This window comes from Parabacteroides acidifaciens, from assembly GCF_003363715.1.
GTDB lineage: Bacteria > Bacteroidota > Bacteroidia > Bacteroidales > Tannerellaceae > Parabacteroides > Parabacteroides acidifaciens.
Genome location: NZ_QREV01000113.1, coordinates 1 through 1,892 on the forward strand (window position 1 = coordinate 1; position 1,892 = coordinate 1,892).

At 56.2% G+C, this 1,892-nt stretch carries 1 protein-coding gene; it reads left to right on the forward strand.

What is annotated here, in order from left to right; genetic code table 11:
* On the forward strand, positions 1-1,892 hold a 1,892-nt coding region (locus DWU89_RS20310; protein WP_115501443.1), incomplete at both ends, for a VapE domain-containing protein.

The window sequence follows — 1,892 nt, forward strand, 5'->3', positions numbered from 1 at the left end:
AATAGGGCCCTGGTAGCCGTGTTAACCGAAATCAAGGCGGGCCGCTACGCCCCCGATGTCCGTAAACTCCGGGGGTGCCTTGCCGATGGCGACAAAGCGTCGGCCGAGCGGATCAAGAAAGGGCTGCCCGCCTTCACCGTTTCCGCCCTCTACGACGGCAAACGCCTCAAGGAATGCCTGACCGGCTATAACCCCTTGCTGATACTGGACCTCGACGGGCTGACGGCAGCCGATATCGTCCGCCTCAGGGCGTTGATCGAAGCGGCCGCCTACACCGTCGCCTGCTTCCTGAGTCCCGGCGGGGCAGGGTTGAAGGTGATTGTCTACGCGGCGGTCCGCCTGGAGCCGATCCCCGAGAACCACCGTGTCCTTTACGACACGATGAAGGCGTGGTACGAGAACCTCTTAGGGGTCGAGATCGACGCTTCGGGAAGCGATGCCGGGCGTCTGTGCTTCGTCTCGGACGACAGCGGGCTGTTCCTCTCACCCCGTTTCTCGGACTGGCTGAACGACACAGGGCAGTTGCCGGGCGATATTCCAATGTTAGAACCCCTGTTGCCCAGGATGGTTTCAAAGGATAAAAACCAGGCTCCGCTGTTTGCCCGGGCCCGTCATCGTGCTTCATGCAAGTCCAAATATGAGGATGGGAACCGGAATAACTATGTCTACCAATTCTCATGCCATTGCAATCGCCTGGGCATCCTGAAAGCAGAAACGGAAGCCTATTGTAACCAGAAGTTTTCCGATCTGCCTGCCGATGAAATCCGCCAGGCTGTGGAAAGCGCCTTCACGCATACCGACGAAGCAGGAAAGGAAGAAACACCGGAAAAGGGAGAAGGAAAAGTGGAAGATATCCGCCGCTTCCTTTCCGCCGCATATACCTTACGTTACAATGTCGTGCGCGGATTAATCGAATGGCAGCAAACGAAAAAGAAGGGCAGGAAAGACTTCGTACCTGTCACCGACTACTGGGAGAACTCCGTCTGGTGCGCGATGCAGATGGCAGGGATACGTTGTAAATTGCCTGAGCTCCATGCTGTAGTCCATTCCGATTACAGCAAGGAATACAACCCTTTTACGGCCTATTTCGACAGTCTTCCGCCGTGGGACGGGACGACGGACCATATTGCCCTCCTGGCGGCCACAATCGCCACCGACCGCCCTGACTATTGGCAGACATGCCTCCGCAAATGGTTAGTGGCAACCGTCGCCTGCGCCATCGATACGAAGCAGGAAAACCACTCCGTCCTGCTGCTCAGCGGCGAGCAGGGGATCGGGAAAACGACCTGGTGCCGGCATCTCGTCCCTCCCTCCTTATCCGAATACATTTATACCGGTAATCTCGACCCGTCGTCGAAAGACGCCATGCTGTTGCTCTCCGACTGTTTCCTGATCATACTTGACGAACTTTCAGGGCAGAGCCGCATGGAGCTGAACCGCCTGAAGGTGATGATCACGAAAAACACGGTTCGCGAACGCCGTGCCTACGCCCGCAATGCCGAGACCTACACCCGCCGCGCCTCCTTCCTCGCGACGGTCAACGACAGCCAGGTGTTGACCGACCGTACCGGATCACGCCGTTTCCTCTGTTTTGAGGCGCAAGGCATCGACTACACCACGCCCGTCGACCATACCGGCATCTATTCGCAGGCATTAGCATTGTTCCGCAGTGGCTTCAAATTCTGGTTCTCCGACACCGACATCGCCGAAGTGAACACGAACAACGAAGCCTTCCAGCAAAGCAGTCCCGAGGAAGAACTTTTCTACACCTATTTTCGTCGTCCCGGACGTTTCGATGCGCCATTATATCTCTCGAGCAGTGAAATATTGGCCAAATTAGCCGAAAAAACACGTCTGTCGATCACTAATCTGAACGTAAATAACCTGGGCAA